Origin of the sequence: Gottfriedia sp. OAE603 (assembly GCF_040543965.1) — a bacterium.
Lineage (GTDB): Bacteria > Bacillota > Bacilli > Bacillales > Bacillaceae_G > Gottfriedia > Gottfriedia solisilvae.
Genome location: NZ_JBEUNN010000001.1, coordinates 2,521,569 through 2,547,727 on the forward strand (window position 1 = coordinate 2,521,569; position 26,159 = coordinate 2,547,727).

Genomic DNA, 26,159 nt, shown 5'->3' on the forward strand with positions numbered 1-26,159 from the left:
TTTAATGTGAATTGAAACTAGGTATTTCAGGTTTTGTATTAATTTCCTTAGGTAAACGCGATGGAGCTTTAGGTACTTTTCGAATTTCGTAATTAATGACATCTGAAGAGTGAAGCGTAACAACAATACTACCTCCATATTGCTTAGCTCGAATCAAAATCGGTTGATTATATTTGTTTTGGAAGCGAAAGTCAGGTCCATACCAGCTTACAGTAGCATCACGTCCAGGTGGAACATATGAGACATGCCTACTATGCGAATACCGCTCCACAATTTGTAGTCCAGCACGATCAACAGCATTGAACAATGTTGAAGACACCTGACAAATACCTCCTCCAACTCCTTCAGATAATTCCCCTTTAACGATAATGGCAGCACTCAAGTACCCTTTATCTCTGCTTCTCTTTCCCACAACCTGATTAAATGAAAAAATCTCATTTGGGAAAACAACATGATTATCAATTGCTTTTGCCGCAAGTGAGATATTGTTTAAACGGCTTTTATTGTTTGGATTGAAATAAGTCACGTACTGACCAATCTGTTGTATTCGTATATGAGCAAGTAACTCACTGTCAACTTTCGGATAAATGTCTAACTCAGGCACTTCGATCTTTGCAGGGCCACTTCCATAAAAATAAGAGTGAAACTGCTCTTTAAACTCCTTTTTATAAAGTCTGTACCCTACCTGCCCAGGTACAATACTTCCCTGTTCATTAATTTTAGCATTAATCGGTTCCTGATAAATTTGCTGATCAAGTTTGTCGATAAATTGATTATATTTATTTTCATCAATCGTTGGAATACCAGGAATAGGTACGTTAAAGTTCTCACGGCTAACGATGGCAATGGGTTGTCCTTGTTGATTAATCGTTAAACTGTCTGGAAGATGAACAGGTTGAGTTAATAAAAAGAAACTAGCTATCCAAGTACGGATCATAAATGGCATACCTCCCAATATTAGTATGAACAAGAGGTTATACTTTAATGTGATTCTCTCTTTTTAAATAAGAAACGATCAAATAAGCTATGATCAGTGTGTTTTTTTCATGAAGCTAGTAAAGAATAATGGCGAACCTTAAAAAATGGAGGTACTGTAATGAAAAAAGATGAGTATACAAATGACATGAATCAACTGTTAGAAATTATTAATGCCAAAGGAGATACTGGTGAACTCTTGGAAATTGTAGACAAATACAAACAAACAGAAAATGAAGAAAGCAATCATAACCATGATCTTTTCTATCAAGAACTACGTGTGATTGCAGAGGATAGTGCAAGAGAAGATTAAACATAAGTTTAATGAGAAAAAAGCATAAAAAAAGCTTATCGACTAGTCTAATCACAGGGACTTTATCGGCAAGCTTTTTATTTCCAAAATTAAAAGTATAATAACTCCACTTTTTCTTTAGCTTCTAAGTTTTCAATCATTGTAAACCATGATTCAGGCTTATTTGGTAAAACAGTATAATAACGTTTTAAGAATTTCACAATTAAATCCGTAGGTAGCTCATAAATATCGCCGTCCATCGGAACGAAGCAAAGATCTAAACCTGTAATAGCCTCACCATCATTGTGCCAAGAAGGATGAACATATGAGAAATTAAGACGCTTATAGCCAAGGTGAGCCAACACTTCACGACGTACATATGGATCCATCGGCTTAACTCCGCCAAACTCATAATGATCTACACGATATGGATCATAGATTTCAGCAAACATACCTGATAATTTTTTACCATTTGCAGTAGCTAATGCATGCAAATCTTCTAATCTTTTTTTTGCCAAAAACGGCCCAACACCCAAACCAGCTTGGCCAATGATTGTAAAATCTGTCATAGCAACATTAAAATCCTCGTAATAACGATACTCTGTAGCCCCCACTACTTTTCCTTCGTGAACAGCAACAAAAACACGAATACCTGGGTCCTCCAAAGGTTCCTTCCAAAGATCAAATTCAAGTACTTCTTCAGGGGGAAATACATCTTGCATTAATTGATGCATTTGTGAAAATAACGGATCTTTGATATTCACAATTCTACTAAATTCCATTACATGACCTCCCATCTTAAATTGAATTCACAAATGGATTTTTCCATTCCATTAACGTACCGTAATGACACGATTCTTCATCCTCTAAGTAATCTGCTACTACTTTAACTGGCGTACGACCGCAGCGAAGTAAAAAGGAGATAACTGGATCTTTTAATTCTCCATTAATAACAGCATCCAAATACTGCTCGGGAGACAATTCTTTTGCAACTTTATGATATCCTGGCATTCGTCCTCCCCCGAGCAGTCGTTCCAAGCGCAAATGAACCACAATATCATACATTGAAAACATCAACCACTTGCCTAAACCTAATTTACGGTAGATTGGTCTAACTCCAATATCAACAACATACAGAGTATTTCCACTCGGGTTATGGTTACGAATATATCCACTATCTGTCATCTCGTCCCAGGTGTGATTTGGATGATTCGAATCAAAATTCACAAGTAATCCAGTCATTGAACCTGCCATTTTGCCGTTCACTTCAATACATAATGCTCCTTGTGGAAAAAGAGTCACGTGATTAGTAAGCTGCTCTTCATTCCACAAAAGCTCAGATGGAAATGGAGGCGGAAAGCTTTCCTGTTGGATTCGAATTAAGTCAGGAAAGTCCTTTTCTACATATTGACGAATTACGACAGGGACCGGTTTGTCTTGGTCGAAAACAAAGAATTCTTTTCGATACATATTAAAACCCCCAAATGCGAATGACTTAATTTGTTTCCCAATCTGGGTAAAGATCAATTCGGCGATCACGCCATGTAGTCACAGAGCCCTTTTCACGAACTTGATATAAAAGCTCTAAATTCAAATCCGCTGTAACAATCATATCTTGATTAATCTCCCCTTCCACCAAAATACCTTTTGGAGGGAATGGAATATCATTTGGCGTGATGACCACTGCCTGGCCAAAATTAGCTCGCATGAAATCAACAGTTGGAAGTGAACCAACAGTACCAGTATTTACAACATAGACTTGATTTTCGATTGCTCTAGCATGACTTGTGTAACGAACTCGATGAAAGCCATGACGATCATCAGTGCATGAAGGACAGAAGATTACATCTGCACCTTTTGCCTTTGCCATTCGAACGATTTCTGGAAATTCAATGTCATAACAAGTTAACATCGCAATTTTTCCTTTTTCAGTCTCAAATACTTCAAATGTTTCACCAGGGCTCATGTTCCACTCATTCACTTCAGTTGGTGTAATGTGAAGTTTAGCCTGTTCTGCAACTCGTCCATCCGGATAAAATAGATGAGCAACATTGTATAATCGATCGCCTTTGCGAATTACATGAGTTCCTGCAACAATGTGCATCTTGTATTGCTCAGCAAATTTTATAAATAATGCACGGTATTGCTCAGTAAAGTTAGGCAATTCTTGAATCGTTAATGCTTCACCTTTGTCATTGCCAATCGACATAAGCTGAGTTGTAAAAAATTCAGGAAAAACAATAAAATCCGAACCAAATTCTTCCGCTGTTTTTATATAATGCTCCACTTGATTTGCAAATTCTTCAAAAGAATTGATTGTGTGGAGATGATATTGAACAGCTGAAACTCTTAATTGCATACAATCCCCTCTTCCCAATGTCAATTATATATATTGTATAAACCTTATTTGATAATTTAACTAAATGAGCAAAAAACTCCTATGCTAAAACTATCATAGCATACGGAGTTTACGAAAAGATAAATAATTAATTACTATAGGATAACAAGTATATTTTATTCTGCATTGAACCTTTGATTTTCAACAATTACCTTTCCATATTCAACTTCTTTGTTTTCAAAATATTGATGAGCTGCACTTATTTCTTCAAATGTAAAACGCTGTGGATTTATAAGTGGCCTTACTTTTTCGGACTCTACAAGATTAGCTATTTTATGTAAAATCGCACCATGTTCTTTACGCCCTTCCTGTGTTTTTTGAGTGAGCATGATAAAAATAACATGTAATGATAAGGATTTACTATGAAATGGCGTTAAATCATGAGTAGAGCGAGCAGCGATCGCTAAAACCGTCCCTTTTGGTTTAACAGCTTGAAAAGATTTATCCAGATTATCAGTACCCACAGTATCAAAAACAACATCAAAGCCTTTACCATTCGTCAGACGCTCAACGTAGGCTAAGACCGGCTCATCTTTATAGTTTATGACGTGATCTGCTCCGAGCGATTTGACTAATGCTGCTTTTTCATTAGAGGAAACAGTAGTAGAAACAGTGGCACCTAAGGATTTAGCTATTTGTATCGCTACATGTCCAACTCCACCTGTGCCTCCATGAATTAAAATGTGGTCCCCTGCTTTTATATTCCCTCTATCAACTAAAGCCTCCCATGCTGTAATTGAAGTCAAAGGTAAGCTAGCAGCATCTTGAATTTGTATATTATTAGGTGCTTTTGCCAAAATTGACTCATCGACTAATAAGTAATCTGATAAGGCTCCGCCTGATGCATTAAACCCGTATACTAGATCTCCAACTGAAAAACGTGAAACAGTCTCACCAATTTCTACAATTTCACCAGAAAAATCACTATGTAGAATCATTGGAAAATTAGGTTGAAATGCGTTTTGAACAACACCTTTTCGAATTTTCGTATCAATCGGATTCACACTAGTTGCAGCAATCTTAACAAGAACTTGATTTCCTTTAGGAAACGGGTAAGGAACATCTATTTTTTGAAATTCAGAACTATTTCCATACTGATGAATAACCATTGTGTTCATGTATACTCCTTCTTTCTCAAAGCGAATTTTTCTATATTTTAACATATATTTTGTTTATTCAATAAATTAGAAACCCAGAAAACAAAGACAAAAAAACCTTTCATTTTTAAAAGGTTCTTTTACTTATTTTAAGATTCAATATTTTTCATATAATGTTTCAATACAAATCTAATACTCTCGTCTATCGGAATGTTTATACCGAAGCCGTCATGATCTTCAAGTGAAACAAATCCATGAAGAATACTTCTTAGCCCTCTGACAATATGGATTTGATCAATTTCATTTACATCATATGGTTTGAGAACTTCAAAAATCAACTCTAAAATTTGAGTTGCAACTACAGTGTATTGATCACCGACAGTGTGAGTTGATGACAGAGTTGATTGATATAATCCAGGGTGCTTTCGAGCAAAATGTATATATGCAAACGCTAAAGAAAAAATTGCCTCCTTGGATTGATCACAAATCGAAGAGTGAAGCTGCTCATAAAGCTGCTGGATACCATAAAGTGCAATACTATTTTTCAGTTCATCTAAATTTTTCACATGATTATAAATTGAAGGGGGCTGAATCGTTAATTTCTTAGCTAAATAGCTAATCGTTAAGACATCCCAACCTTCATTGTCTACGATTTGAATAGCGGTTTTCAGTAATTCATTAAAATTTAAACCAATTCTAGGTGACATTCACGAATCTCCTTTATTTAATGCATGATCAATTGCTTCTTGTGGATTTTTTAACATTGATCCATGACCAACTGCCAATAATGTTGGTTTCAATTGACTTATTTTACGAGCACTTTTGATTGCATCCTCTTTGCTCCACGTTGCCCATGCAGGAAATGGAAATAATAGGTTTAATTGCCCTGAAATTGCAATACCACCTCTTAATGTAAATGCATCTCCTGCAATCACAGCGTTTGTACGTTGATCTAAAAACGACATCGAACCAGGTGTATGGCCAGGTGTTTCAATTGCTAATAATGACCCAATTGTATCACCTTCTTGTAAATATCGATCAGGTGTGGTTTGAATATTTTTAGGTACTCCACCTCTTATAGGCAAATCAGGTTCATTTGGCTCTAAAGTAACATCACCCTTTAATAATTTCGCATCTCTTTTAGAAATTGATACAATAACATCAGGCATCATAGATTTTAAACGATCTAATGAACCAATATGATCCCCATGAGCATGAGTCAGTATAATGTTTGTAATTTTTTTCCCAAGTTCATTCGAAACAGAAATGATTTTATCCGCACTGAATGATAAAGCAGTATCAATTAAAGTAAGTTCATTTTCTTCTTCAACTAAAAAACAATTTACAGGGAATAAATTAGGTAAAAAACTGATTTGATAAAGAAAATTAGATTTAGTAACCTTCATCACAATTCCTCCTAAATAAAAACTAATGGTATTAGTTTTATAATACTAATGCCATTAGTTTTTGTAAACACCTAATTTCAATATATTTCCAATCAAATCAAAATAGAAGCTTAAACTAGCTTAATCGCAAACAAAAAACCCCTCCACCAAGATGGAAGGGTTACAATTTATTTTCTGCTTAAATCCATTTCATTATAAGCAACTACTTTTGTTTTATATTTAAATTTATAGCCTAACCAAACAATTAAGAATACTGGTATACCAATGTATGAAACAAGCACACCTTGCCAGTCAATTACATTGCCAGTGAACGCTTGATAGTTTTGAGCTAGTACGATAAATAAACAAGCTAAAAATGCTAGAATCGGACCTAGTGGGAACCATTTTGCACGATATGGTAAATCATTTAAATCTTTTCCTTGAACAACATATGCTTTACGGAAACGATAATGTGAAATCGCAATACCTAACCAAGCAATAAATCCTGATAAACCTGATAAGTTTAATAACCAAGTATATACTTGACCTTCACCAAAGAATGACGTTAAGCATGCTAATGAACCAACTGCAAGCGTTACATATAAAGCATTTGTTGGAACACCATTTTTGTTAATTTTTGTTAAGAATTTTGGCGCTTTTCCTTCAATAGCTAAAGTATATAACATACGAGTAGAGGCATACGTACCACTATTCCCTGCTGATAATACAGAAGTTAAAATAACTGCATTCATTACAGAAGCTGCAAAAGCTACACCTAATTTTTCAAAAACTAAAGTAAATGGACTTACTGAAACGTCCCCTCTTAATAACTCTGGGTCAGTATAAGGGATTAATAAACCGATCACAAAAATTGCTAATACATAGAATAAAAGGATACGCCAGAAAATTTGTCGAATCGCTTTCGGTACATTTTTCTCTGGATTTTCAGTTTCCCCAGCTGCAACACCAATCAACTCTGTACCTTGGAATGAGAATCCAGCAACGATGAAGATTGATAACACACCTAAAAATCCATTATGGAACGGTGCTCCACCAGCAGTGAAGTTTTTAAATCCAACACTATCTCCACCTAAAATACCAAAAATCATTGCAATACCAACTACCAAAAAGACAATAACAGTTACGACTTTAATTAAAGCAAACCAAAATTCTGATTCACCATAGCCTTTAACTGATAATAGGTTTAAACCTAAAATAATCACTAAGAAAATGGCACTCCATAATACAGCAGGAGAATTTGGGAACCAATATTTCATTAACATTGCTGAAGCAACTAATTCAAAAGCTAATGTGATTGCCCAGTTATACCAATAGTTCCAACCCATCGCAAATCCAAATGCTGGATCTACATAGCGAGATGCATACGTACTAAAAGAACCTGATACAGGAAGATAAGTAGCCATTTCCCCTAAACTTGTCATTAAGAAATACACCATTATACCAATTAAGCAATAAGCTAATAAAGCTCCACCTGGACCAGCTTCACTTATTGAAGCGCCACTTGCTAAAAATAACCCTGTCCCAATAGAGCCACCAATTGAAATCATCGTTAAGTGTCTTGCTTTAAGTCCTCTTTTTAAAGAACCTTCATTTTGCGGGAGATTTGATTGTCCCATCTTTGTTGCCTCCTCTTCATTCTTGCAATACTATCTTTACGCAGAATTTGGGGCGCAAAAGTGTTGTTTGCTGTGTATTTTACTCAAGAAATTCCTACATTATGTAATGTTGGAATTTCCTAGAAAAAACACAAAAAAAACACGTGAAGAATGTTCACGTGTTTAAGACTCAGTTTATATGCGTCTAACAGCCAACATCTCTTCAATAGCCCTCCACAAGTAAACTTGTGACAGTCCTACGCTTATTCAGCAATAGGCCCAGCAACAAAATTGAATGGCAACTTTGTTACTTCGGCAGTTTCGCCTTTCATTACTTTTCTTTGGTTCCATAAACCTCCAAGTAATAACTCATCAAAACCGCGCCTCTATCCATACGAGATAAAGATCATATTTAATTAAATTTTATAAAATCACTATACCAATCTAATAATCTAGTTGTCAATTATTTTCTACAAAATTCTACAGAAGCAATTGAAGAATCCTTTAGAATTCTTGTTACCATTCCATTTATGATTCTTGTTTACCATCTACAAACTGCGCTACTTCCTGTTTTTTAGTGTACTTTTTGCTATAATGAAAATTGTATTTGAACAAAGGAGGAATTTTGATATGACAGTGTATAAAGCATTAACTCTTGCAGGATCAGATAGTAGTGGTGGCGCAGGTTTACAGGCAGACATAAAAACATTCCAAGAGAGAAATGTCTATGGAATGAGTGCAATTACTACATTAGTTGCAATGGACCCACATAATCATTGGCACCATCAAGTATTTCCGATTGATATAAGTACAATTGCAGCGCAATTAGAAACAATCGTTGTTGGTGTAGGCATTCAGGCAATGAAAACAGGAATGCTTGGATCTGTGGAAGTTATTGAATTAGCAGCTGAAACAATAAAAAAACATAATATAAATCGTGTAGTAGTTGACCCGGTAATGATTTGCAAAGGGAATGACGAAGCTTTACATCCTGAAACAAATGATGCATTAAGAGATGTATTAGTCCCTTTATCAACTGTAGTAACACCAAATTTATTTGAAGCAGCACAATTAGCAAATATGGCTCCGATTAAAACAGTTGAACAAATGGAAGAAGCAGCACGTAAGATTCATGCATTAGGCGCAAAATTCGTACTTGTTAAAGGTGGAAGCAAAATTCAACATGAGAACGCTGTTGATGTTTTATTTGACGGTGAAAAAATTGAACTTTTAGAATCTGACCGAATTAAAACAACTTATACACATGGTGCTGGTTGTACATATTCTGCAGCAATCTGTGCAGAATTAGCTAAAGGAGTAGAACCTAGAGAAGCGATATATACTGCTAAAAAGTATATTACTGAAGCAATTCGCCACTCATTTAGATTAAATGAATATGTAGGCCCAACAAACCATATGGCATATCGTTTACATGGTGAAAAATAAAATAAAAAAGAAAAGAGCAGGTTAAGGACTATCCCTTTACCCTGCTCTTTTTACTTTACTTGAAATTAAAACTGATCCCAAGTAAGAACTTCGTCTAGCGTCAAACGAACTTTTTCAAAACCAGCTTTGATTCCCTTACCAACAGAGATTAACATAACTGGTTTGAAGTTTTCAGGTACATTAAATGCTTCTACAAATTTCGCTTGATCAAAGCCACCCATTGGTACTGTATCTAAACCTTTTGCTTTTGCCGCAAGCATAAGCTGCATTGATACTAATCCACCATCAATCATCGCTACTTTTGTTGCGATTTCCTCTGGGAAATTACCATAATTTTTAACAATTGAGCCTACGTAAAAATCTTTAACCTCTTGAGTCATCATACCTTTTTCAACTAATTCATCATAAATTCGATCGGCATTTACATATGCTTTTGTATCACCTAAAACTGCAATAACAACTGAAGCATCAACGATTTGTTGTTGATTATTAGCAATTGGAAGTAATTTTTGTTTCGTTTCTTGTTTATTAATAACTAAAAATCTCCATGGTTGTAAGTTTGAAGAAGATGGAGCTTGAACTGCAATTTCTAATAGTTCACGAACTTCTTCATCACTTAGTTTGAAATTTGGATCATAATGACGTACTGAACGTCTTTCTTTTGCTACTGTAAAGAAATCAGAACTATCTAGATGTTTAGGAGCCTCATTTCCAAAATCTATTTCATTCACTTTATTTAAATACTCTTCTCTATCTGATGATACTTTTGTCATTTAAATCTCTCCTTCAAAACTGTATTATTTACAGATACAGTATAAAACTTTAACTGTATAAAAGTCAACTACAGTTTATCAAAAAAAATAAAACCGAAACAATGTTTCGATTTTATTTATCTAATTTCTTTTGGTAGTAAATCAGCGACAGTCTTCTTTGCAAGACCTTCTACAAGCCAACTTTCCATTTCATCTTTTAAATTATATAAAGCTGAACGAGTTGAAGCTGTGAAGCATTCATGGCTATTCACATCTAAAAATCCTTGTGAATATGGATCAGACCTCATTGCATCATAAACATCTTTTAATGAAATTTCACTTGCATCTCTAGCTAAGTAATAACCACCCTCTCGCCCTTCTTTTGCTGAAATAATCCCAGCTTTTACTAAATTGGCAAGAATTTTTCTTAAAAAGGTCGACTGTGCTTCAAGTTTTTGAGCCATCATAGAACTTGGACAAATTCCATCATGCTCTGCCAATACAAGTAAAGACTGAAGAGCAAGTCCAAACCATTTCGTACTAGAAACCTTGTCTTTCAAAAGCTTTCACCTCAAATACTAGTCTATACGATTTTTGAAAAAAGACAACCTACTTTCAGATAGCTAAAGCAAATACAAGCATTAAAATTGAAATGAATTAAAAAAATAGGCTCTGTTAAAAAAGAATGTTGAATTCCATTCCGGTACTTCGCTTTCCATGGGGCGTGACGACTTGAGCCTCCGGGGTCTCAAGTTTCCCGCATTCCCATAGGAGTCATCGCACCTTCCATTCCAATTACTCTCGAACCGGCTTTTCTCTTTATAAACTCTTAATGTATTTAGCTAAAATCAACAATTAATATTAACAGAGCCAAAAAATAAAAAAAAGAAGGCCAATAAATAGCCTCCTTTCTTATGATGCATTACTTTGTGGTAACTCTTTATTCGATAATTTTTCATTCCCCATTAAGAAAATTGAGATCATCGCTAAACCAACTGGAATTAAAGTCCATAAGAAAGTATGAGCGATAGAAGTAGCAAACACTTCTGATATTTTATCTAAAACCGGAGCAGGAATCATTTTACTTGCCTCAGGTGTTAACGCTTGATTGATATCTAAATTTTGAGGCGCACCACTATTCCCGAGTGCACTTGAAATTTTATCAGAAAAGACATTTCTTTGAATAACACCAAATACTGTAATACCAACAGTCATTCCTAATGCACGAAGGAATGAGTTCGTAGAGCTTGCTGAACCACGGTTTTCATTATCAAAATGGTGCATAGCTGCCATACCTAAAACTGAGAATGATACACCTACACCAAGTCCAACAATGATCATATACAGTACAATTTGGAATTTCGTTGTATCAGGTGATAATGTTCCTAAGCATAAAATACCTGCTAATAATAGCACGACAGAACCCGCCATTAAGTTACGATAGCTAGTTTTATTTGCTAATGCTCCACCAAATGCAGCAGATATACTTACACTAACCATCATTGGTAATAATACTAATCCAGAGTTTGTTGCGGTACCACCTTGCACAAACTGGATAAAAATCGGGATATAGATTGTTGCTGCAATAAACGCAGCACCATAAAATAAGCCTACAAAATTGCTTGCTGCAAAAAGACGCATTTTGAACATTTCAAACGAAATAATTGGCTCGGGAACTTTTCTTTCAATGAATAAAAAGATGATAAAGAAGACCGCAAAAGCACCAAATAAACCTAAAATTTGAATAGAATCCCACGCGTACTCTTTTCCACCAAGTTCTAGTGCAAACATTAAACTGACAATACTAATGACGAATGTAGTTGCACCCCACCAATCAATTTGTTGTTTTTGATGGTTTGTTGATTCTTTATAATAAAAACTAATTAATCCAAGTGTTAACAAGCCGAATGGAATATTGATATAGAAAATAAATCTCCAATCAATGTAATCTGTAATATATGCCCCAATTAATGGACCTAAAACACTAGAAAGACCAAATACAGCTCCAAAAATCCCGCTCATTTTCCCTCGTTTCTCAACAGGAAACACATCCCAAATGATTGAGAAAGCGATTGGCATTAATGCACTACCACCAATCCCTTGAATTGCTCGGTAAATACTAAGCTGAACGATAGACTGAGCAGTACCACAAAGAATCGATCCAAGTAAAAATAGAATAATACCTAACATAAAGAATCGTTTTCTTCCATACATATCAGACAGTTTACCAAAAATAGGCATACCAGCCATTTCCGTTACTAAGTATGCTGAAGTTACCCAAACAAACTGATCGTAGCCACCTAGATCTTTTAACATTGTAGGCATCGCCGTAGATACAATCGTATTATCTAATGAGGCAAAAAATATACCTAATAATAATGCAATCATAACTGGAACCAATTTCGTTTCCCTTTTTTGCATGTTTCTCTCTCCTTTTAACGCTCAATCTTTAAAAATCAATCCTTATTAATATACAGTACTGCATTGCTTAAAAGACCTAAACCTATTCCAATTCCAAAACCAAGAAATCCACCAGCAATTAAATGCGATGTAAAATAACCAACACCTAAGCCTATTGTTAATCCTAATATAACAAATGCAGCGTAAAATATACCGACAGCCTCTTCATGTCTTAACATTTTATCATTCCCTCTCTATCACTATTATAAAGGCATAGAAATTCTTCCAAACATTTCATAGCCTACTTTTAGATAATATAACATTGTTTCGTTACTTACACAATATCCATCTTATAAAAATAATATTAGATTTTTTTAATAAACTATCTTTTATATAAATACAGAGGTATTACAATGATGTAACTAGTACCGACAATCCGATCCAATTAGAATCTATTAAAAAATACGATAAAACAAGTAACAAAACATTGTTGTGTAACAACTTCTATTTACAACACCTCAAATTGGCTAAACAAGTCAACTCTTCTCATCTTTATTACTTCTAAGAATAAATTTAGCCCCAAGACCAAATCCACTTAATAAAAACAACCATGCTGCTAGATTAAACATAAAGCGAATATCAATTGAATCAAATAAAACTCCTACTCCAATAATACAAAGTGCAGTGACAAAAGAAGTCCAAAATAAATAACTACGATAAAATTCAGAAGTTGCATTCAGAAATAATCTTTTCTCTGCAAGCTTGAAAAGGGCCGTAAATCCACCGAATAAAACCTGCCCAATATACACGATTTTAATATTTTCAATCATATGAAGTGAGAAAAATAGATAACTACAAAAAAACGAATGAAGCATCATCAATAAATATGGAGAAAATCGTTCAAAAAATTTACCACCAAAGTAGACAACAATACTTAAGCTTAATGAAAAAAGCCCATACAATAAACTAAACACATCATAGCTATCTCCAATATTTCTTAAAAAGAGAACATAATATGGAAATACTAAAGAACTACTAAATCCAACCACACTTAAAATTGCTACTACTAGTTTATTCATATCCTACTCTCCATAATTTTTGTAAAAAGTATTCATAAAAACACCATTTTGATCGAATTCTCTTTTCATATTGAAAAATTCATTTGTTCTTGGATAAGCTAATTTCATTTGCTGCTTTGTTTGATATGGATAGTAAGGAAGGTAATAAGATCCGTCATGTTGAATCGTAATATCAGTCCATTTTCGAACTACTTCTTTCGCATATTGAATAGACTTTTGATCTCTTCCATGTTGAATGAGTATGACAAAAGCAAACATGTCCTCTTTAGCATAGTTCATGACTGTTTCATCATCTTTTTCTACATATCGAATTGTAATGTTAAGTACATTTAAATTTTCAGATTCCAAATACTCTCTTACATCATCTATATAAGGAATAAATTCATCTACTGGCACAAAAAACTCTTGAAGAACTTGAGTATCTTGTCGATCTTCAAACTCCATAAACTTACTTTCAGAACGCATGACATTATTACGAGATTCAAAGTTTCCGTCTAATGCATCAATAAAATAATATTGAATATCCCAAAATATATTTTTTCCTTGATCAGATCCTCGAGACATTCCTAAAGCAAGCTTCGGGAAAAATGCTGATTTATCTTCTTTTAATTCTTTATCTGACTTAGTCATTTTCCGAGAAGTATCCATATAGTTAATTGAATACACTTTATCTAAAAAACTATCAGGTGCAACTGAAATTCGTCCGATATGCATTTTAGCATCCTTATTTCCTAATACTTCACTTTTAAAGTAGGAAGAATACTCATCATATTCCATTGTACTTGTTTCTATCTTATACAGCTCATTATCAGTAAGCTGAAGCTCTACATCAAGAATGATCCCAAATAAACCATAACCACCTAATACATATGAAAATAATTCACTATTTTCTGTTCGACTAACTTTTATGATGTTTCCATCGGCTTGAAGTAATGTAAACCAATTAACTGTACTAGCTAATGAATGATTTCGAAGATCACGACCATGTGCATTTACACTTAATGAGCCACCAACTGAAAAAATTTCTTGTGACTGTGTTACTTTCAGAGCCAGGTTATAAGGATTGATAGCTTCTTGAATGTCTCCCCAAGTTGCACCACTTTGTACAACAACTGTTTTTTTGATTGGATCAACTTTTTTCACTTTATTAAATGTTTTCATATCGATTACAACGCCATCTTTATAGTAAGTATGTCCTCCTTGGCTATGGCGCTCCCCTGCAATTGATACTGTTTTATGTTGACTATTTGCATCAAGAACAATTTTCCTTAGTTGTTCTACTTCTTTCCCTTTTACAATTCTATCAATTTTGGTCGGAAGCAAATGAGCCACATCATCAATCATCCCATCTTTTAGCGAAATTGGTTTATTCCACAATGTATAAAACACTATGACAAACACTGTAATCAGAATGAAACCAATTGATATTTTTTTCCACAAAATGACTTTCTCCCCTTAGAACAAATTGAATATTAGCGCAGTAAAAAAGACGTGTTACAAAATGTATGCACGTCTTTTATAGTACATTTAAATGTTTTTAACTAAACCAACCAATCATACGATTCACGTCTTTTTCATCTAAATGCTTAACTTTATAAGTACGACCAAATTGACTTGAAAGAATTGTAATATAAATTGACTTTAACTTTGCACGTTTTTGAAGCATGCTTTGTTTCCCAATTAATACTTGAATTCTTTCCCTTGGTATAATTGCTGTTGTTCTAGAGAAAAATCCAGACTGCAATATAACTGTTCGATCCAATAAAGTATAACCAGCATATCGATATCTAATTTCTCCAATAAATACACCTATTAAGACTAGTCCTAGTGCCCAAAATTGGACAAAAGGAAGTAACACGATTGCCAATGCTACAATGAGGAAAATAAGAATACTCCAAGAATAGTAACTTTTTCTAGCTCTTTTTGGAGCTCGATGAGAAATGGCATCGTATGAAATAGAAGGTATAAAATTAGTTAAAAATTCTGGCACATGTTTCATCTTAATAAATGGATGTAAAACATGTCTTCCATTCTCCTGGGAATCACCCATTCCAACCGCTTCTACATAAATTGTTGCATAACCAAATAATTGTCTAAAAATGCCTTCCTCAACGACTACACCTTGAATTCTCTTGATAGAAACGTTAAATTCATTTTTTTCAAAAAGACCTCTTGTAATCATTAATTGAGTTTCTTTTCTATGGACAGTAAAGTTAGCAAATTTTAAGACATATCTTAACGTAGTAAAAAATAAAGAAAGTAGTAAACAACCTAAAAATAGGATGAAAAACATCATATATGTAAAAGATTGAATTTGATTATAAATTGCCTCATAAACACTGTTTGGTAGCAAGTCCTCTATTTGTGAAAATAAAGAAGCTAAAACTGCAAACGCTATTCCTACCTCAAATGACGTAATTCCTGCCAAAATAAGTTTTTTAAAATCCACTTTCGCTGTAAAATCAACAGAAGACTCATCAACCGGTTCACTTTTTTCTGTGGTCTGAACTTCATCTATTTTTTTCTTTTTAAATTGTAATATTTCATTTCTGAGTGCAAGTGCCTCATCCTTTGGTATTGCATTCAGTACTCCTTCTGCTTTCTTTCCTCCAGCAGTTTCAATTCGTACACTAACTACATGAAAAAGCTGTTGAATAAAACCAGCATTAATGGCAACAGACTGAATCCGCTCCTTTTGAATAAATGTGTTTTCAATCACAAATAATCCAGAACGAATCCTAAATCCATCTTCAGTTACATAATAAGTAAATCTATACCATTTTATAATTGCTGAAACAACAGGGAAAACAACCAAAACAATCGCGAACAAATATTGAAAAATAGATCCTTTATCACCCGAAACAAATAAAATAATGATTGGAATAATGATATTTCTAATTTGTTCTATTAAAACTGATAAAATATATGCTGGATGTTGTCGCTTTGGCTCATACATCATCATCACTGATCCTTGCTAAGTAAACGATTTTATCTCTTAGCTTCTCAGCAACATGGTGTTCTAAACCTTCAATTTCATGTGTGGTAGCTGCCGTGGAAATATTTACAGTAGATAATCCATATCTGCGAAGTAAAGGACCTACTTCAGTCGTAACATGTTGAACCCTAACCATTGGAATAATAATTCGTTTAATGATGAACATACCTTTTTGAATTTCTAGCTCATTTTCGTATATTTCATAAGCTGTATATTTCATTTTTAATGACGGTAAAAATAAAGTTAAAAATAAAATAGCCGCAAATACAATACCAGTAAGTATCATCAAAACAAATGAAGGAAATGAAAAGTATCTCATCAGAAAATAATAAATGATTGGTAGCGCCAGTAGAGAAATACTACTTAATAATGAAATAATTCTCCAAACAGACCTCATTTTCGGTGATGGTCTTTGAGATGGATCTGCTCTCATTTAATCACCTTTTTCTATCTCATTAATATCTCACTTCTATATAATAACATGAGACAAGCTTTTCACAAACCTCCTATTTATCGACAAAACATAATAAAATGTTTAGAAAATTTGTTAAAAAAGTTCAAAAAATAGATGATTGAATTTCACATCAGATTAATTAAGAGGGGTTCATGTGGTGAGCCTATTTAGCCAACGACCTACAGAAAGTTTCCCCCGACAAAAAGCTCCCACATGAATTTATTACTCCCAATTGTGAACGATAATATCTTGATTTACAAAAAGTGGTGCACCTGTCTTTTCTATCACATCTCGTATTGAATAAGGTGCCATTACTTCATTAAGCCACAATTCACCACTATCTTTTTTCACTTCAATTACAGCCATTTCTGTAATAATTAAGTCAACACATTTAGGCGAAGTTAGAGGTAAACTACATTTTGAAACAATTTTGGGTTCGCCATTTTTATTTGTATGATTCATAAGAACGATCACTTTTTTGGACTTTTGTGCTAGGTCCATCGCCCCTCCGATGCCTGGTACTCTTTTACCTGGAACAATCCAGTTGGCTAAATCTCCATTTTGGCTTACTTCTAATGCACCAAGAACCGTTAAATCTAATAAACCTCTACGAATGATGGCAAAAGCAATACTGCTATCGAAATAACTTGAACCAGGAATTAACGTGACAGGTAGACCTGCAGCATTGCATAAATTTTCATCCTCCTCCCCCTTCCTAGGAGTCGGACCCATCCCTAACACACCGTTTTCAGCGTGGAACATAACAGATGCATCTTTTGCTAAATAATTAGGAATCAATGAAGGAATGCCAATACCAAGATTTACAATCATACCGTTTTTTACTTCTTGTGCGGCTCGTTTGGCCATGACTTCACGGGCAGTTATTTTTCCCAGACCCACTTCCAATCCACTCCTTCCGATTGAACAATATAATGAACAAATGCGCCTGGGACGATGATTTCCTCTGGTTCTAGTGCACCTAAAGGAACGATTTCATCCACTTCTACAATCGTTATATTTCCAGCCATTGCCACATATGGATTCGAATTACGTGCACTTTTGTCAAAAACTAAATTACCAAATGGATCTGCTTTTTTCGCATAAACAATTGAAACATCAGCAGTTAAAGGTGTTTCCACTAAATATTCTTTACCTAAAACAGTAACTCTTTGTTTATTGATATCTATTACACTATCTATTCCAATATCAACAAGAACACCACCCAATCCTACACCGCCTGCTCTTACCCGTTCTATAAAAGTACCTTGAGGACTAAATTCAATATCTAATGTACCATCTGTCATTTGTTTACCCGCGTTCGGGTTTGATCCAATATGCGTTGTAACCATCTTTCTGACTCTTTTGGCTGTTACTAATTGCCCAATACCTACATCTGGAAAACCTGTATCATTTCCTATTAAAGTTAGGTTTTTGATCCCTTTTTCTAAAATGCCTTTTATCAATGTAGGAGGATTACCGATTCCTCCAAAGCCACCAAACATTAGTACCATATCATCTTGAAAGAATGACAAAGCTTCCTCAATATCAATTATTTTCCCAAATGTATTGATTTGCATTAAATAACCCCTTTCACTTCCTGAGATAGTTCATGAAATACTTCTTTTAAAACAATCAATAATTCATCAACTTGTTGCGCTGTGATCACAAGTGGTGGCGAAAGTAAAAAACTATTTTCCAATCGTCCATTCGGTCCACTTACAGCCGGATAAAGTAAAAGTCCTTTATTTCTAGCAATCTCAATAATGTGGGTTGTTAAACTATGTTTCTCAAATAGAGTTTCATCGAGCTCAATTCCAATTAGTAATCCTTCACCACGCACATCAAATATGAATGGAAATTGCTTTTTCCATTCTTTTAATGTTTTCATTATTTTCTTACCTTGTTTTTTGGAATTTTGGACTAGATTATGCTTTTCAACATAATGTAATACTGCCAATGCCACACTCGCAGAAAGCGGATTCGCACTAAATGTATGACCACTCATGACAAGTCGACTACCTTCAATTATAGGCTGCATTACACGATCACTAGCAACCGCAGCAGCAATAGGCGTGTACCCAGCAGCTAAACCTTTTCCAAGCACTAAAATATCAGGAACACAATTCCAATGATGAATACCAAACATTTCTCCTGTTCTACCAATTCCGGTCATTACTTCGTCTGCAATAAACAATACATCATGTTTTGTACATATTTCTCTAATTTTTTCATAATAGCCTTTTGGAGGGGTTAATGCTGCACCTGCTGCACCAACAATTGGTTCTGCGATAAAAGCAGCTACATTTTCTGCTCCTAATTTTTGAATTGTCCGTTCAAGTGAAGTCGCACATAAAAGTTCACATCTGCCTTTTTCTAAACCGTACGGACACCGTTTACAATAAGGCGCCTCAACCATTGGATAATCCTCAAGTAAACTAGTAAACCTTTTTCTTCTAAGTGGGTGACCTGACATAGATAACGCACCAATTGTAATACCGTGGTAACTCATCACTCTTGAAATGATTTTCGTTTTTGTATGAATTCCTCTTTCTTGAAAATGCTGAATTGCCATTTTCATAGCTGTTTCTGTTGCTTCGGTCCCACTGTTGACAAAAAAACTCCAGTTCAAATCACCTGGGGTTAGCTCACTTATTTTTTTTGCTAAGTTTTCAGCTGCATCACTAGTAAACTGTGACCTATATACAAATGCCACCTTATTTGCTTGGCCAACCATTTCATCAATCACTTCTTTCACACCATGCCCAATACTTGCAGCCACAGCACCTGATGAACCATCAATATATTTTTTTCCTTGCTTGTCCCATAAGTAGATTGATTCTCCTCGATCAATTGTTGGATAGATTTCTCCTACTAGCGGTTTGATTAAGTATTCTCGCTTAGCCACACTACCTCACCAACTTTCAATTCATGCTTATTACTATATATAGTTGTGCGTGCAAAAAGTTAGACTAGATAAAAAGAAAATACACTCACTTAAAGTAGTGCAAAACAATCATAATGAAACGAAGCAAAAAAAGCTTAGAGACTAGTCTCTAAGCTTTTTTTCATATATTATTTTTTATTTCCAAACTTCATCATGACTCGATGGCTTATTTTCGGGAAAAGCGAGTAAATCTTTGCACCAAATCCCATCCATGAAGGCAGATCAACATCGTGTATATCTTGACCAATTAAGGAAATCACCTTTGATGCAACTTTTTCAGGATCAAGCATCATTTTCCGAACAGATTTTGCATAAGTACCTGATTCGTCTGCGATATCAAAAAATGGAGTGTCCATTGGTCCTGGATTTACATTTGTGATGAAAATCCCGTCCTTTTCAACTTCCTGGCGCAATGCATTACTAAAACCAAGTACAGCATGTTTCGAACCAGCATAAGCAGCTGCTTTAGATGTAGCCACTTTACCTGCTAAAGATGCAATATTGATAATATGTCCTTTACCTTTCAGCTTCATAGAGGAAAGTGCCAACTTAGAGCAGCACATTACGCCAAAAACATTCACTTCAAACATTTGCTTCATGTCTTGAAGTGACATTTGTTCAACCGTTTGAAAAAGACCATATCCGGCATTATTTATTAAAACATCTATTCCGTCAAACTGCTCTTCAATTTGATGGAATGCATCATATACTAAATTTTCATCTGTCACATCTACTACAAAATAATGACATTTAACAGGATACATTTCTTCTAGCTTTGTCTTTAGATTTTTCAGTTCTTCTTCTCTTCTCGCAATCAGAACTACATTTGCACCTTCTTTTGCTGCAGAAAATGCTAAGTCTCTACCTAGACCACTAGAAGCTCCTGTGATAACGATTGTTTGATTCCTTAACCTCAAACATTTCCACCTCAATTACTGACTGAATGCTCATTCGCTTTATAAACAAGTATACCATCATTTCTTTCATCTAAACGAATAAAACCAAGATTCTCTAAATAATCTAGTTGACCAATTGTTTCTGATAAAGTAAGTGATAGTTGTTTTTCATAAATTTTTGGAAATAACATCTGACATACTTCAAATGCAGTTAATGGTTGGTTCCTAATCATTTCTAATACTTTTTCTGCTCTTGCTCTTTGTTTTTCTAATCTAATCTCGACTAAACCTTTTACATCAGTAACTGGATCGCCATGTCCTGTATATAATTTCGTAATCGGTAACTCAGCTATTCTTTGTAAAGATTGATTATACTGAATTAATGGCTTTGGTCGTTCCAATTCACCTTCTAAAGGTGGTTCAAGTAACGGATTTGACGACACCTTATCTAATAGTAAATCGCCACCGAATGCAATTCCATCATCTTCGCTATATAGAGCAATATGTGAAGTTGCATGGCCAGGTGTATAAAGTACTTTTACATTAAATAAATTTTCTAACTGATCGCCTTCACTAATTACATCAGTTAATGAACGTTTGCATGAGTACGGGATTTTTTTAATAGAACGAGGCATTTTTTGAACAAATAGACTTGGAACACCATATCTTTTTGCATTTTCAATGAAATATTCACTGTAATAGTCTAAGAAAGATTGTTCTTGTTTTAGATATGGTTTATTTCGTTTATGCCCTAAAATCTTTACATCCTCTTTAAATACTTCAAGAAGTCCAGAATGATCCGGATGATGATGCGTTAAGATGACTTGTTCAATATCGCTTAATTCGAAACCAATTGACTTTACACCACTTTTTAACGCTTCTAAAGTTTCCGATGTATTTGTTCCTGTATCAATTAATGTTAGTAAATCACCTTCTACTAAAAAAACATTTACTGTTTTCATCGCATATGGAACCGGAAGAGTAATACTGTGGATTTTATTAGTAGGAATCATGTAATGCCTCCTTATGTGAATCTATATAAAATATATTCTAATATATAAAAGATGAATGACAAACAAATAATTTACCTATTTTACTATTAACTATACTTCATTTTAATCAACTTATCTAAAATAATAAATCATCTTTCACTAAATCAATAATGTCTTTCTCCTTAAAAGTAAGCCTCATGAAAAAAGTTTGTTGATTTTAGACTCCACCCTGTTGGGCGCGTGGAGAGCTTCGCATTAGGTATATACACCTGTATCGTCTCACCTGTCCCGATTCTTTCCCGAATGTTTGTACTATCTATTCTAATTAACTTTTAAGAGATTGTTATTTTTCAACAGTAAACATTTTTCAATATAAACAGCTGTTAAAATAAACATTTAATTAAATTATCATTAAAAAACATTAACATCACCCAAAAATTATTTTTTTAGACGATGTCAACAAGGAATATACAAATCATTTCTCTAATATAAATATCTATTACAATATAGGTGAGGTGAAATGTAATGTTTCTTGGAAAAGTTGCGTTTATCGGTGCAGGTAGTATTGCAGAAGCATTAATAGTTGGATTGCTAGAGAGTGGCTATCTTGAGAGTGATCAAATTGCCATTACAAATAAAGAGGACCTTGAGCGTCTTGATAGTTTACATAACAAGTATGGAGTATTAGCAACTTCAAACAGGCAGCTTGCGATTACAGGTGCTAGCGTTGTGTTTTTAGCTATGAAGCCAAAGGATGTAGGAGCAGCACTTGAACAATGTAAAGATTTAATCAATGAGAAACAACTTATCATTTCATTAGTTGCAGGTGTCTCTATTAATACAATCAGACAATTATTAGGAAAAGAATCAATAAATATTATAAGAGCCATGCCTACAACATCTTCTTTAGTTCGGAAATCAGCTACTGCTATTTCATATAGTGATGAACTACCATTTGAAAAAGCACAGATCGCAAAAAGATTATTTGAACGTGTAGGAATTGTGGCAAAAGTTGAAGAAAACGAATTACACGCAATGACAGGACTATTTGGTAGTGGACCTGCCTATATATATTATGTGGTAGAACAATTTGAAAGAGCAGCAATGTCACTTGGTATACACCGTGATATTGCAAAACCATTTATTCAGCAAACATTAATTGGTTCAATTTCCATGCTACAAGAAACAAATAAATCCCCACTGACATTAAGAAAAAAAGTTACTAGTCCAAACGGAACAACTGAAGCAGGTATCTCCGTGCTAGAAGACCGCGAAGTCTCTTCATCATTTTTAAACTGTTTTATTGAAGCAACCGTTCGTTCTAGAGAAATACAAGAGGAATATGAAAAAATGTTAAAAATTTAAAAGCTTGTCATGACTCTGCTCTTTAGGTAATACAATGATACAGGTAACTGTACGTTGTCCTAAGGAGGAGAGTTTTAATTATGAAATTAACAAGCAACGAGATATTACGAGCTAGCATTAAACGTATTCTCATCACAATCGCTTTAATCATTACACTCATCATTCTAGTAGGGTTTATCACTATTAGTTATATTGTTGGAAATTCGATGGTTGAACCAAAAAACAACTCCAAATCCTACTCTCAATTTGACACAACTCTCCTGTTAATCAAAAAGGACTTCCTTACTAAGCTAGATTCAATCAACCAAACTATTAATTCATTTTTAAATAAAAATGACCACTAGATGTGGTCATTTCTTGTATATACGTAAATTCCTTAATCGTTTAATTTCTTTTTGTCTTTACTAATAATATTAATCTCGTAATTATCATCCTTGACATTTTGTTTCATTTCATCCGATTTTAAAAATTCATCAATTATTTGCGCCAGATTATGTCCAAACTCTTTTGCATTTTCATCTGTACTTTCTACAGTAGTTCTTATTTCTAATTCTATTTTTGGATAGACAGAATAGCCAATACCCTTCACTTTGTATTTACTTTTACTTATTATCGTTTCACCAATTAATGAGAGGTTATGTCCCCATCTACCATCTTGCTCTCTTTTGAGCATATTTACTTTTTTCACTTTGACAGAATATGTATCCAATTTAGTACGTTTAATAGCATTGTTTACAACCCTTTTTAACTCCTCAATTTTTAAGTCTTCGGTTGAATCTGGAATTTCCAATTCAACAAAAGGATTTTCGTTAGAAGAGGTTATTGATGTTGAAAGGACTTTAAACTTATTTTTTTTAATTTCATTTTGAATTGCAGTATTTATAATCTCATCTTCCTTCAATCTCTTCTGATCATCTTTACTTATGTAATTTTCTATCTTTCTAGCTTTTTCAACCCTTATTGAATAAGTATCATAGTTATTTTTTCTTAAAATGTTTTTTACATTTTTTTCAACTTCTTTTCTTACATCCTCATAATATTTATTCGATCCTTTAATAGAAATAAAAATCTCTTTTTTAGGTTGATAAACAACACCTATTGCATCTATTTTTATCCCATTCTCATTTAATTCCTCGGTAACCATTGTAATAAGAGGTTTTGAGACAAATAATTTTCCTAAATAAGGAATCTTAGCTACTACTTTTGCCATAGTAGGCGAAACGAAAGCCAATGTTAAAACCATTGCAAAAATTATGATAGCAACACCAGTATAAATTGATATGTACCTTCTAATTCTTCTCTTTGACTTATTCAAAATGAGAGGTAATTTTTGCGTTTCTTCATTCTTTTTCTCAGCTTCTATTGTTGATAAAACATTCTTTTTTATTCGCGATGCTATTTCTTCTGTAAATAAATGATTGTACTGTTCTTTAGACTGTTTTATTTCTTTATACATTAGGCATTTCTCCTTTCTTGGAATCAAGCTTTTTTCTCAACATCGACCGACCTCTAGCTAGTCTCGTTTTAACAGTATTTATATTAGTATCTAATGCATCTCCCATTTCTTCGATTTTAAGCTCATGAAAATAATGAAGAATGATAACCTCACGATATTTTACTGGTAATGAATGAACAATTTGAATGAGGTACTCATTTTGACTATTTTTTAAATAAATATCTTCTGTGCTTTCTCCTTTTCTACGACTCTCAAAGAATAAATTTGGAAAGTTTAATAGCATAGAACTATTTTTCTTTAAATAATCTTTTGCAGTATTGACCGTAATTCGATAGATCCAAGTTTTGATTGATGCATCCCCTCTAAAATTCTCTAGACTTTTGTAACATTTTAAGAAAACCTCTTGTGATATATCCTCTGCAACCCCTTTATCCTTTACATACGAAAATGCTATTAAATACACTTTCTGTGAATAGGTATCTATAAGATTATTAATAAACCAATCTTTATCAAATTCGTTTGTATTAAAATCGTATTGATAACTGAAATGACTATCTTTTTTATTAATCATTTAACATCCTCCCCTCCTCCACTCTTTAGACTAAAGAAAGAGTAATATGGTTTCACTTTTTTATAAATTTCAAATAAATTAATAGTTTTTAGATAAAAAACTTCTTTACTTATTGTAATATTTGGAACAAAAAAAATCCTTATGCAACTAACGCTTGAGTTAGTTGCATAAGGTTGTCTTAAAAAAATTTCATAAATGCTTTGGAATTACAACTGCTTTGCAAGCTTTTTCATAAAATTCAAGAGGACCAGCTTCTCCGATAATCGCATATTCATAGCCTATTTCCTTCATATCACTTAAGCAAAAGTGAAGCAGATTATATCCTATTCCTTTTATTCTATTTGAAAAAGTAGTTCCCATTGGACCAAATAAACCCTTTTTTCTTCTGACTACGTCAAAGCATGCAAAACCTACCACGTCATTATCATCTAATGCGATATAAATAGGAATCTCTTCAGTTGAAAATCCATTTTCGATAGAATCTAACCAACCATTTCCAAATTCTTTTTTTACGAAATTTTTCAATGATAAAGCATCACTCTGCTTTGCTTTTCTATAAGTTAAATTATTTGATTGAATATTTGGGAACGAATAATTCTTTAAAGAAACAATCATATCTCTTGGACAAGCTATAATTTCTAGAATACGGGAAATATCCAACCCTTCAATTATTTCAATTGTTGTAGGATCATTGCTTTTAATAATTGCATCTACTAAATGTCCTTCATTTAAAAAAATCTGTTTGAATCGTTGCATTCGATTACTTGCATTCTCCAGGAGTTGTTTAGTTGATAAGGAAATATTCATACTGAATGGCGCATACTTTACTCCTTGTTCTTCCTTATTAAATTGTATCTTCTTAACTCGTTCATTTAAAATCTCCCAAAGATTAGGATAATTATTGTTCAGCTCACAACAAACGCCTGTCTTTTCAATAGATATACCTAATAGTAAATGAACTGGATAAACAATCTTAGTTGTCCTTTCAGCTTCTTTTTCTGCATTATTAATTATTCTTAATAAACGTTCAGTAAATATCAAGAACC

At 33.8% G+C, this 26,159-nt stretch carries 28 protein-coding genes and 1 riboswitch; of the genes, 4 read left to right on the top strand and 24 right to left on the bottom strand.

What is annotated here, in order from left to right:
• Position 1: 1 nt before the first annotated feature.
• Complete coding sequence (locus ABID96_RS12810) at positions 2–937, bottom strand: VanW family protein (RefSeq protein WP_192602377.1); 936 nt, start codon at positions 935–937, stop codon at positions 2–4.
• Between the two features lie 159 nt (positions 938–1,096).
• Between ABID96_RS12810 and ABID96_RS12815 the strand changes: the two genes are divergently transcribed.
• Positions 1,097–1,288, top strand: coding sequence for a hypothetical protein (locus tag ABID96_RS12815; RefSeq protein WP_087999249.1), 192 nt, complete (start codon positions 1,097–1,099; stop codon positions 1,286–1,288).
• Positions 1,289–1,377: 89 nt separating this feature from the next.
• On the opposite strand, the gene ABID96_RS12820 is transcribed toward ABID96_RS12815, so the two are convergent.
• The 7 genes from ABID96_RS12820 to ABID96_RS12850 all read right to left on the bottom strand — a co-directional run bounded on the left by ABID96_RS12820 (position 1,378) and on the right by ABID96_RS12850 (position 7,784).
• Entirely contained in the window at positions 1,378–2,049 is a 672-nt protein-coding gene (locus ABID96_RS12820; RefSeq protein ID WP_192602378.1) for a GNAT family N-acetyltransferase, read from the bottom strand.
• Between the two features lie 16 nt (positions 2,050–2,065).
• The gene (locus tag ABID96_RS12825; protein WP_192602379.1) at positions 2,066–2,737 is read right to left on the bottom strand and encodes a GNAT family N-acetyltransferase; all 672 of its coding nucleotides are present in this window, start codon (positions 2,735–2,737) and stop codon (positions 2,066–2,068) included.
• 25 nt (positions 2,738–2,762) lie between these two features.
• Positions 2,763–3,626, bottom strand: a complete 864-nt coding sequence (locus tag ABID96_RS12830) for a carbon-nitrogen hydrolase family protein (protein WP_192602380.1) — start codon at positions 3,624–3,626, stop codon at positions 2,763–2,765.
• 155 nt (positions 3,627–3,781) lie between these two features.
• The gene (locus tag ABID96_RS12835; protein ID WP_192602381.1) at positions 3,782–4,783 is read right to left on the bottom strand and encodes a zinc-dependent alcohol dehydrogenase family protein; all 1,002 of its coding nucleotides are present in this window, start codon (positions 4,781–4,783) and stop codon (positions 3,782–3,784) included.
• Positions 4,784–4,911: 128 nt separating this feature from the next.
• On the bottom strand, positions 4,912–5,469 hold the full coding sequence (locus tag ABID96_RS12840) for a TetR/AcrR family transcriptional regulator (RefSeq protein ID WP_192602382.1): 558 nt from the start codon (positions 5,467–5,469) through the stop codon (positions 4,912–4,914).
• On the bottom strand, positions 5,470–6,168 hold the full coding sequence (locus tag ABID96_RS12845) for an MBL fold metallo-hydrolase (RefSeq protein WP_192602383.1): 699 nt from the start codon (positions 6,166–6,168) through the stop codon (positions 5,470–5,472).
• 167 nt (positions 6,169–6,335) lie between these two features.
• Positions 6,336–7,784 (bottom strand): amino acid permease, encoded by a 1,449-nt coding sequence (locus ABID96_RS12850; protein WP_192602384.1) that lies wholly within the window; start codon positions 7,782–7,784, stop codon positions 6,336–6,338.
• A gap of 198 nt (positions 7,785–7,982) precedes the next feature.
• A riboswitch (Lysine riboswitch) is annotated at positions 7,983–8,160 on the bottom strand.
• Between the two features lie 233 nt (positions 8,161–8,393).
• On the opposite strand from ABID96_RS12850, the gene pdxK reads away from it, so the two are divergent.
• Positions 8,394–9,209, top strand: coding sequence for a pyridoxine/pyridoxal/pyridoxamine kinase (pdxK, locus tag ABID96_RS12855; RefSeq protein WP_192602385.1), 816 nt, complete (start codon positions 8,394–8,396; stop codon positions 9,207–9,209).
• Positions 9,210–9,274: 65 nt separating this feature from the next.
• On the opposite strand, the gene ABID96_RS12860 is transcribed toward pdxK, so the two are convergent.
• The 13 genes from ABID96_RS12860 to ABID96_RS12920 form a co-directional block, all read right to left on the bottom strand.
• The gene (locus tag ABID96_RS12860; protein WP_087999240.1) at positions 9,275–9,982 is read right to left on the bottom strand and encodes a nitroreductase family protein; all 708 of its coding nucleotides are present in this window, start codon (positions 9,980–9,982) and stop codon (positions 9,275–9,277) included.
• A 116-nt stretch (positions 9,983–10,098) separates the two neighbouring features.
• Positions 10,099–10,521, bottom strand: a complete 423-nt coding sequence (locus ABID96_RS12865) for an RrF2 family transcriptional regulator (protein ID WP_192602386.1) — start codon at positions 10,519–10,521, stop codon at positions 10,099–10,101.
• A 352-nt stretch (positions 10,522–10,873) separates the two neighbouring features.
• Positions 10,874–12,382: an MDR family MFS transporter gene (locus ABID96_RS12870; RefSeq protein WP_087999238.1), complete on the bottom strand. Its 1,509-nt coding sequence runs from the start codon at positions 12,380–12,382 to the stop codon at positions 10,874–10,876.
• A gap of 35 nt (positions 12,383–12,417) precedes the next feature.
• Positions 12,418–12,600, bottom strand: a complete 183-nt coding sequence (locus ABID96_RS12875; protein WP_192602387.1) for a hypothetical protein — start codon at positions 12,598–12,600, stop codon at positions 12,418–12,420.
• A 297-nt stretch (positions 12,601–12,897) separates the two neighbouring features.
• Positions 12,898–13,440, bottom strand: a complete 543-nt coding sequence (locus ABID96_RS12880; protein ID WP_192602388.1) for a hypothetical protein — start codon at positions 13,438–13,440, stop codon at positions 12,898–12,900.
• 3 nt (positions 13,441–13,443) lie between these two features.
• The gene (locus tag ABID96_RS12885) at positions 13,444–14,880 is read right to left on the bottom strand and encodes an FAD-binding oxidoreductase (protein WP_192602389.1); all 1,437 of its coding nucleotides are present in this window, start codon (positions 14,878–14,880) and stop codon (positions 13,444–13,446) included.
• 97 nt (positions 14,881–14,977) lie between these two features.
• Positions 14,978–16,399: a PH domain-containing protein gene (locus tag ABID96_RS12890; RefSeq protein ID WP_192602390.1), complete on the bottom strand. Its 1,422-nt coding sequence runs from the start codon at positions 16,397–16,399 to the stop codon at positions 14,978–14,980.
• Positions 16,389–16,868, bottom strand: a complete 480-nt coding sequence (locus ABID96_RS12895) for a PH domain-containing protein (RefSeq protein ID WP_192602391.1) — start codon at positions 16,866–16,868, stop codon at positions 16,389–16,391. Before ABID96_RS12895 ends, ABID96_RS12890 begins: the two co-directional genes overlap by 11 nt.
• Positions 16,869–17,111: 243 nt before the next feature.
• Complete coding sequence (locus tag ABID96_RS12900; protein WP_192603138.1) at positions 17,112–17,789, bottom strand: 3-oxoacid CoA-transferase subunit B; 678 nt, start codon at positions 17,787–17,789, stop codon at positions 17,112–17,114.
• A complete protein-coding gene (locus tag ABID96_RS12905; protein ID WP_377897061.1) occupies positions 17,771–18,400 on the bottom strand; it encodes a CoA transferase subunit A in 630 nt (209 codons plus the stop codon). The genes ABID96_RS12900 and ABID96_RS12905 overlap by 19 nt, the downstream gene beginning before the upstream one ends.
• 65 nt (positions 18,401–18,465) lie before the next feature.
• On the bottom strand, positions 18,466–19,794 hold the full coding sequence (locus ABID96_RS12910) for an aspartate aminotransferase family protein (protein ID WP_192602393.1): 1,329 nt from the start codon (positions 19,792–19,794) through the stop codon (positions 18,466–18,468).
• Positions 19,795–19,961: 167 nt separating this feature from the next.
• Positions 19,962–20,750 (bottom strand): SDR family NAD(P)-dependent oxidoreductase, encoded by a 789-nt coding sequence (locus ABID96_RS12915; protein WP_192602394.1) that lies wholly within the window; start codon positions 20,748–20,750, stop codon positions 19,962–19,964.
• Positions 20,751–20,761: 11 nt separating this feature from the next.
• The gene (locus tag ABID96_RS12920; RefSeq protein ID WP_192602395.1) at positions 20,762–21,742 is read right to left on the bottom strand and encodes an MBL fold metallo-hydrolase; all 981 of its coding nucleotides are present in this window, start codon (positions 21,740–21,742) and stop codon (positions 20,762–20,764) included.
• 504 nt (positions 21,743–22,246) lie between these two features.
• Here ABID96_RS12920 and proC point away from each other — a divergent pair.
• Together proC and ABID96_RS12930 are read left to right on the top strand one after the other, a co-directional pair.
• Entirely contained in the window at positions 22,247–23,086 is an 840-nt protein-coding gene (proC, locus tag ABID96_RS12925) for a pyrroline-5-carboxylate reductase (RefSeq protein WP_192602396.1), read from the top strand.
• Between the two features lie 80 nt (positions 23,087–23,166).
• Positions 23,167–23,430 (top strand): hypothetical protein, encoded by a 264-nt coding sequence (locus tag ABID96_RS12930; protein WP_192602397.1) that lies wholly within the window; start codon positions 23,167–23,169, stop codon positions 23,428–23,430.
• Between the two features lie 32 nt (positions 23,431–23,462).
• Here ABID96_RS12930 and ABID96_RS12935 read toward each other — a convergent pair whose 3' ends face one another.
• The 3 genes from ABID96_RS12935 to ABID96_RS12945 all read right to left on the bottom strand — a co-directional run bounded on the left by ABID96_RS12935 (position 23,463) and on the right by ABID96_RS12945 (position 26,154).
• On the bottom strand, positions 23,463–24,542 hold the full coding sequence (locus ABID96_RS12935; RefSeq protein WP_192602398.1) for a DUF4030 domain-containing protein: 1,080 nt from the start codon (positions 24,540–24,542) through the stop codon (positions 23,463–23,465).
• Positions 24,535–25,113: a sigma-70 family RNA polymerase sigma factor gene (locus tag ABID96_RS12940; RefSeq protein ID WP_192602399.1), complete on the bottom strand. Its 579-nt coding sequence runs from the start codon at positions 25,111–25,113 to the stop codon at positions 24,535–24,537. The genes ABID96_RS12935 and ABID96_RS12940 overlap by 8 nt, the downstream gene beginning before the upstream one ends.
• 189 nt (positions 25,114–25,302) lie before the next feature.
• Positions 25,303–26,154, bottom strand: coding sequence for a GNAT family N-acetyltransferase (locus ABID96_RS12945; protein ID WP_192602400.1), 852 nt, complete (start codon positions 26,152–26,154; stop codon positions 25,303–25,305).
• Positions 26,155–26,159 lie beyond the last annotated feature (5 nt).

What these genes read in the sequence shown, in the direction of transcription:
- ABID96_RS12810 (WP_192602377.1), bottom strand. Translation starts at nt 937, where the DNA reads ATGATCCGTACTTGGATAGCTAGTTTCTTTTTATTAACTCAACCTGTT.
- ABID96_RS12815 (WP_087999249.1), top strand. Translation starts at nt 1,097, where the DNA reads ATGAAAAAAGATGAGTATACAAATGACATGAATCAACTGTTAGAAATT.
- ABID96_RS12820 (WP_192602378.1), bottom strand. Translation starts at nt 2,049, where the DNA reads ATGGAATTTAGTAGAATTGTGAATATCAAAGATCCGTTATTTTCACAA.
- ABID96_RS12825 (WP_192602379.1), bottom strand. Translation starts at nt 2,737, where the DNA reads ATGTATCGAAAAGAATTCTTTGTTTTCGACCAAGACAAACCGGTCCCT.
- ABID96_RS12830 (WP_192602380.1), bottom strand. Translation starts at nt 3,626, where the DNA reads ATGCAATTAAGAGTTTCAGCTGTTCAATATCATCTCCACACAATCAAT.
- ABID96_RS12835 (WP_192602381.1), bottom strand. Translation starts at nt 4,783, where the DNA reads ATGAACACAATGGTTATTCATCAGTATGGAAATAGTTCTGAATTTCAA.
- ABID96_RS12840 (WP_192602382.1), bottom strand. Translation starts at nt 5,469, where the DNA reads ATGTCACCTAGAATTGGTTTAAATTTTAATGAATTACTGAAAACCGCT.
- ABID96_RS12845 (WP_192602383.1), bottom strand. Translation starts at nt 6,168, where the DNA reads ATGAAGGTTACTAAATCTAATTTTCTTTATCAAATCAGTTTTTTACCT.
- ABID96_RS12850 (WP_192602384.1), bottom strand. Translation starts at nt 7,784, where the DNA reads ATGGGACAATCAAATCTCCCGCAAAATGAAGGTTCTTTAAAAAGAGGA.
- pdxK (WP_192602385.1), top strand. Translation starts at nt 8,394, where the DNA reads ATGACAGTGTATAAAGCATTAACTCTTGCAGGATCAGATAGTAGTGGT.
- ABID96_RS12860 (WP_087999240.1), bottom strand. Translation starts at nt 9,982, where the DNA reads ATGACAAAAGTATCATCAGATAGAGAAGAGTATTTAAATAAAGTGAAT.
- ABID96_RS12870 (WP_087999238.1), bottom strand. Translation starts at nt 12,382, where the DNA reads ATGCAAAAAAGGGAAACGAAATTGGTTCCAGTTATGATTGCATTATTA.
- ABID96_RS12875 (WP_192602387.1), bottom strand. Translation starts at nt 12,600, where the DNA reads ATGTTAAGACATGAAGAGGCTGTCGGTATATTTTACGCTGCATTTGTT.
- ABID96_RS12880 (WP_192602388.1), bottom strand. Translation starts at nt 13,440, where the DNA reads ATGAATAAACTAGTAGTAGCAATTTTAAGTGTGGTTGGATTTAGTAGT.
- ABID96_RS12890 (WP_192602390.1), bottom strand. Translation starts at nt 16,399, where the DNA reads ATGATGTATGAGCCAAAGCGACAACATCCAGCATATATTTTATCAGTT.
- ABID96_RS12895 (WP_192602391.1), bottom strand. Translation starts at nt 16,868, where the DNA reads ATGAGAGCAGATCCATCTCAAAGACCATCACCGAAAATGAGGTCTGTT.
- ABID96_RS12905 (WP_377897061.1), bottom strand. Translation starts at nt 18,400, where the DNA reads ATGGTACTAATGTTTGGTGGCTTTGGAGGAATCGGTAATCCTCCTACA.
- ABID96_RS12920 (WP_192602395.1), bottom strand. Translation starts at nt 21,742, where the DNA reads ATGATTCCTACTAATAAAATCCACAGTATTACTCTTCCGGTTCCATAT.
- proC (WP_192602396.1), top strand. Translation starts at nt 22,247, where the DNA reads ATGTTTCTTGGAAAAGTTGCGTTTATCGGTGCAGGTAGTATTGCAGAA.
- ABID96_RS12930 (WP_192602397.1), top strand. Translation starts at nt 23,167, where the DNA reads ATGAAATTAACAAGCAACGAGATATTACGAGCTAGCATTAAACGTATT.
- ABID96_RS12935 (WP_192602398.1), bottom strand. Translation starts at nt 24,542, where the DNA reads ATGTATAAAGAAATAAAACAGTCTAAAGAACAGTACAATCATTTATTT.
- ABID96_RS12940 (WP_192602399.1), bottom strand. Translation starts at nt 25,113, where the DNA reads ATGATTAATAAAAAAGATAGTCATTTCAGTTATCAATACGATTTTAAT.